This is a genomic window from Ruegeria sp. SATB027 (assembly GCF_059613825.1).
Genome location: NZ_JBXWTH010000063.1, coordinates 1 through 4,475, shown reverse-complemented (window position 1 = coordinate 4,475; position 4,475 = coordinate 1). Strand labels below are relative to the sequence as shown.

General features: G+C 53.0%; 4 protein-coding genes. 3 read left to right on the top strand and 1 reads right to left on the bottom strand.

The annotated features are described in order from the left end of the window. Window positions 1-263, bottom strand: a 263-nt coding sequence (locus AC2FPW_RS16920) for a hypothetical protein (protein ID WP_496814665.1), incomplete at its 3' end; no start/stop codon positions are given. A 1-nt stretch (window position 264) separates the two neighbouring features. Here AC2FPW_RS16920 and AC2FPW_RS16915 point away from each other — a divergent pair. The 3 genes from AC2FPW_RS16915 to AC2FPW_RS16905 all read left to right on the top strand — a co-directional run bounded on the left by AC2FPW_RS16915 (window position 265) and on the right by AC2FPW_RS16905 (window position 4,015). Beyond that, window positions 265-1,935, top strand: coding sequence for an acetolactate synthase large subunit (locus AC2FPW_RS16915; RefSeq protein WP_496814663.1), 1,671 nt, complete (start codon window positions 265-267; stop codon window positions 1,933-1,935). Next, window positions 1,923-3,320 carry an aldehyde dehydrogenase family protein gene (locus tag AC2FPW_RS16910; RefSeq protein WP_496814661.1) on the top strand — a complete coding sequence of 466 codons (1,398 nt, stop codon included), beginning with the start codon at window positions 1,923-1,925 and terminating at the stop codon, window positions 3,318-3,320. Before AC2FPW_RS16915 ends, AC2FPW_RS16910 begins: the two co-directional genes overlap by 13 nt. Before the next feature lie 119 nt (window positions 3,321-3,439). Further along, window positions 3,440-4,015, top strand: coding sequence for a DsbA family protein (locus AC2FPW_RS16905; protein ID WP_496814659.1), 576 nt, complete (start codon window positions 3,440-3,442; stop codon window positions 4,013-4,015). The last annotated feature ends 460 nt before the right edge of the window (window positions 4,016-4,475 follow it).

The following is a 4,475-nucleotide window of genomic DNA, read 5'->3' as shown; positions in this document are numbered from 1 at the left end:
ATAAACTTAATCAAGGATGAGCCAGAGCCTCCAGTCATAAAACCGCTCCGCTGTCCCAAATTATCTGACGACGGACACTCGGAAGCAGCATACGCTGCAGCCATTGCCAGTGTTCTTGGCGCACGCTGCCGGCGCAGCAGTTGAAAATCGCCACGGGAAACCAGCTTGACACGGACTCGAATTTCGCAGTTTTTTGCGTAAAGCCTGCCGCTGAGAACTGTGTTGGCGACAATCTTACCCTTCGATGAGAATGTGGATAACAATATGACGACCTCTACGCAAACCAACCTTAAATCCAAGGCATCAAATCTGTTGGTGGCGGCACTTGAAGCAGAGGGTGTTGAACAGGTATTCGCTGTTCCCGGAGAAGAAAACCTCGACGTTCTTGAGTCTCTAAGGAAATCGAACATCGAGCTCGTGCTGACCCGACATGAGCAGGGCGCGGCCTTTATGGCCGCGACATATGGAAGGCTGACAGGCAAAGCAGGTGTATGCATGGCTACCCTGGGCCCAGGAGCAACCAACTTTGCAACACCCGCCGCCTACGCCCATCTGGGTGGCATGCCCTTGGTCATGATCACCGGACAAAAACCGATCAAGAAGTCCAAGCAAGGGCAATTCCAGATCATTGACGTTGTCGGGCTGTTTGATCCGATCTGCAAAATGTCGAAGCAGATCGTTCACGGCAACACAATTCCCGCACTTGTCAGAGAAGCTTTTCGCTTGGCTGAAGAAGAGCGGCCGGGCGCAGTACTCCTCGAATTTCCGGAAGACATTGCTGCCGAGATGACGGATGAAGCGGTGCTGACTCCAACCGAGCGGCACTATGCGGTCGCGGGCAAACAGGTCCTGACCGAGGCGGCTAGCATGATCAAATCTGCCAAAATGCCGCTTCTTTTGTTAGGTGCAGGCGCCAACCGGAAGACATCGAGGGAGGCGCTCAGTGCGTTTGTGCAGAAGCTTCGCATTCCGTTCTTCAATACCCAGATGGGCAAGGGAGTAGTGGATGAACGCTCTGACCTGTTCTTGGGGACAGCCGCGCTTTCAGACGGAGATTACCTCCATTGCGCCATCGACAAAGCGGACCTTATCATTAATGTCGGTCACGATGTTGTGGAGAAACCGCCATTCTTCATGAAAGAGGGCGGCACAAAGGTCATTCATATCAACTACAAGTCCGCGCAGGTCGATCAGGTCTATTTCCCGCAGGTTGAAGTCGTCGGTGACATTGCCCGATCAATCACCGGACTTGGGTCGCTTCTTTCTGAACCCGTTGAATGTGCGAGCACGTATTTTGACGACGTTAAGAAAGACACCGACAACCACATACAAGAAGGCGCAGACGACCCCAGATTCCCAATCATTCCGCAACGCCTTGTCGCAGACACGCGCAAGGCAATGCGCGATTGCGACATCATTGCCTTGGACAATGGTATCTACAAAATCTGGTACGCGAGAAACTATAAAGCCTATCAGCCCAATACGGTTTTGTTGGACAATGCGCTGGCGACGATGGGGGCCGGCCTGCCATCTGCAATGATGGTAGCAAAGCTCTACCCTGATCGTCGGGTGATGGCGATTTGCGGTGATGGTGGGTTCATGATGAACAGTCAGGAACTTGAGACCGCAGTGAGGCTCAACCTGAACCTTGTGGTTACTGTCCTGAATGACAGCTCTTACGGGATGATCCGCTGGAAGCAGTCGCAGGCCGGGTTTTCCGATTGGGGGCTTGAGTTCAACAACCCGGACTTTGTGCAATATGCCGCAAGCTATGGCGCGATTGGCCATCGTATCGAAAAGACCGAAGACTTGTTGCCAACCTTTGACAAGGCTTTCTCGGCAGGCGGTGTTCACCTCATCGACGTACCTGTCGACTATAGCGAAAACCAAAGGGTTCTGATCGATGAACTCTCTGCACGGACATGTCTGATATGAGTGGCGCGCTGGATGTCCTGAACCCCTTTGACTTTGAAAAGGTTGGACAGATTAAGACATGCACATGGGCAGATGTGGATGGCATGCTGGATGTAGCCACAGGACTGTTCAAAGAACGCAACAGTTGGTTACCAGCTTTCAAACGAACCGCCGTTCTTCATAAAACCGCTGCCCTGATGAGGAATCGGTTTGATGAACTCGCTCTTTTGATCGCACGAGAGGGAGGCAAACCACTCGTGGATGCGCGCATTGAGGTGGAGCGGGCCATCGGCGGCGTGGAACTCTGTATCCACGAAATTGGTCAGATGGGCGGACAGCAGATCCCGATGGACTTGACCGAGGCCGGCTCAGGCAGGATTGCCTTTACTCAGCGGGAACCTATCGGCGTGGTGGTCGCCACAAGTGCATTCAATCACCCCCTCAACCTTATCGTCCACCAGGTTGGCCCGGCAGTCGCAGTTGGATGCCCTGTTCTAGTCAAACCCGCCCTCGAAACACCCCTATCATGCCGAACCTTTGTGGAGATCCTGCACGAAGCTGGACTGCCGGAGGAATGGTGTCGATTTGCACCTTGCGAAATCGATGTCGCGGAAAAAATGGTCACGGACCCAAGGGTCGCATTTTTCTCGTTCATTGGTTCAGCTCGCGTTGGCTGGATGCTGCGATCCAAACTTGCGCCTGGTACAAGGTGCGCCCTTGAGCATGGCGGGGCAGCACCCGTCATTGTCGATGACACCGCTGACGTAGACGCAATGATCCCGTTGTTAGTCAAAGGCGGTTTCTACCACTCTGGCCAGGTATGCGTCTCTGTTCAGCGCGTATTTGCGCCCAAGAAAATCGCACGGTCAATCTCGGAGAGATTGGCGCAAGCCGCCAGCCAACTCAAGGTCGGAAATGCCATCGATCCGTCTGTAGATTGCGGGCCACTTATTCGGCCTGGAGAAGTTGACCGGGTGGAAGAATGGGTCAATGAGGCGGTTTCTGAAGGAGCACAGGTACTGAGCGGCGGAAAACGACTTGGTCCCACAACATTTCAACCCACGGTGCTTTTGGACCCACCAAGCGACGTTCGGGTTTCAAGAATGGAGGTCTTTGGCCCGGTAGTCTGTGTCTACTCTTGCGATGATCTGGATGAAGCCATTCTGCGCGCCAATGACATCTCATTTGCTTTCCAGGCCGCCGTGTTCACCCGTGAACTTGACGTGGCAATGCGCGCTGTGAGAGATCTCAATGCCACCGCAGTTATGGTGAATGATCACACAGCTTTTCGGGTTGATTGGATGCCCTTCGCCGGGCGAAGGCAATCCGGCTACAACACCGGAGGCATTGGCTACACCATGCACGACATGACCCAAGACAAGATGGCTGTGATCAAGCTCCAATAGACTTTTCGGGTCCACTCTCCAAGACGATGGCCCGTATTAATCGTCGAATGCCCAGTTTCTGCGAGCTTTTCAGTACCGAGTGCCAACAACGAAAACATAGACAATCATGAGGTCACAACATGCCAATTCCCATCCCCCGCAAACCCAGTGGCTACCACTTTGGTTCGCGGCAAGCACATGTCCAGATCGAAGCCTTTGTTGATATTCAGTGCCCTCATTCGAAGCGGGCCTGGCCGTCTGTGATGGCTCTCAAGGAACACTACACCAATGGTCAGATCGGAGTCGCGGTGCATCTGATAACACTCAGCAACCACCGCCAGGCCTGGGACATCAGCAAAGGATTGTTCGCTCTGTCAGGGGAGGATGACGAAACGTTCTTTGGTTTTGCGAGCTATCTTTATGAAAGGCAGGACCAATACTATAACGGCCCATTCCGGGAGAAGACACATCAGGACTTGTTGAACCAGATCGCAGATTTTGCGCATGATTACTCGGGTTTTGATAAGTCCCAGATGCTGGATCTGATCGAAACGAATGAGGTGTATACTGAGGCTCGGACTCCTATCAGATTTGCCTCAACCAAAGGTGTCTGGGCGACGCCAACCTTTTTCCTCAACGGATCTGACTTAATCGGCAGACTTTCCGAAGACCCGACCCTGGAAGAATGGCGGGTGCTGATTGAGCCGTTGCTTTGAACTAAACAAGAAATCAAGAGGAAAAGTAATGCAGTTTGGTATCCTTGGGCATGACGCCCCAGAATTGACTGTCATGGATTGGATTGACGGCGACGGCGTAACTGCCGTACTCCGTTTCGGTTCAATAAGCACTCGGGCAAGGTACGGGTCCTTTTCGCCTTTCAGGCGTGGTGCCCGAGTTGTCATTCGGCGGGCTTCCCTGCTCTGAAATCAATCATGGCGCATTACAGTGGCAACACGAATGTTGTCTTTGCTGCGGTCCAAACGGTGTTTGAAAGGCAGGGCAGCAATGGCTGCCAGCGGCGTTTTGAGATTGTCTGACGTGAGCGCCTACCGGGTAGATTTAGAGGTTTGAGCAACGGAGGATTTCTGGTTCATCGAAACTTGTCTAACGTCAGCGCTTGTGGGACAGATTTGAGGTTTTCGTAACGGAGGATTTCTGGTTCATCGCAGCCTATAT